1 protein-coding gene is annotated in these 871 nt (G+C 35.4%); it reads left to right on the top strand.

Going from position 1 to position 871, the window contains the following annotated elements:
- The first annotated feature begins 137 nt into the window (after positions 1-137).
- Positions 138-779, top strand: a complete 642-nt coding sequence (locus HHO47_RS19020; RefSeq protein WP_248291061.1) for a replication initiation protein — start codon at positions 138-140, stop codon at positions 777-779.
- Positions 780-871: the final 92 nt, after the last annotated feature.

The following is an 871-nucleotide window of genomic DNA, read 5'->3' as shown; positions in this document are numbered from 1 at the left end:
ACGGTGCAGCCACAAGATACACCGTGTACTAAAGCTACTAGCGGTAAATTGTAAGCGTCAATCCATTGAAAAAGAAAGTGACATTTGCCGTTTTAAAATAGGAAGTTACGCGATCAACGTTCCTTAATAACTAAGGTATGAGTGCAGATATAAAACATGAAGCACGTTATCGGTATGGTGATTTAGCGTTAAAAACTCATAAATATGTTCAGATAAACCCTAAAAACATTGTGTTTTGGTTGGTTTTTGACATTGATGATGAAAACACTTTTAGCTGGGAAGATAAGTTATTACCGCCACCGAATATAATTGTAAGTGGCTTAGACCGAGCTGATAGCTCTAAAGTAGTTGGTGGCGCGCATTTATTTTATGCAGTTCAATTTGTACCTTCATCAAATGCATCGCGTGAAAAACCAGTCAGGTTTTTAGATGATGTAAAAAAGGGGATGACATTGCAATTAGGCGCTGATGCAGACTATTACGGCCCTTTGAGTAAAAATCCTTTAAATTCGAGTTGGAATACATCTTTCCTTCATGCACATGAATACAGTCTAAATGAATTAAATAATTATTTAACAAAGGTGACAAAAAAACGCCGATATGACTTTGATTGGTCTTTAGTCGCTGAGTCGCGAAACTGTATCGTATTTCATGAGCTTAGATTCATAGCATACGAACGTATTAATTATGCGAAAGAGAATTGGACATATGAACAATGGGAAAGTCATTTATTTAATATTGCTCTGACATGGTTTAATGGATTCGACTACCCCAGTTAAGACATAATAAGCTTAACTGGAGAACAGAAATGACAAAACGTAAAAAATATACCAAAGAATTTAAACTTGATGCAATTTCTTTAGTCAGAGAT

This window comes from Pseudoalteromonas arctica (assembly GCF_012927645.1).
GTDB lineage: Bacteria > Pseudomonadota > Gammaproteobacteria > Enterobacterales > Alteromonadaceae > Pseudoalteromonas > Pseudoalteromonas arctica_A.
This window is presented reverse-complemented; position numbering and strand designations above follow the sequence as displayed.

Bases quoted from the DNA above. Each gene is read 5' to 3' on its own strand.
- HHO47_RS19020 (WP_248291061.1), top strand. From the start codon at position 138: ATGAGTGCAGATATAAAACATGAAGCACGTTATCGGTATGGTGATTTA.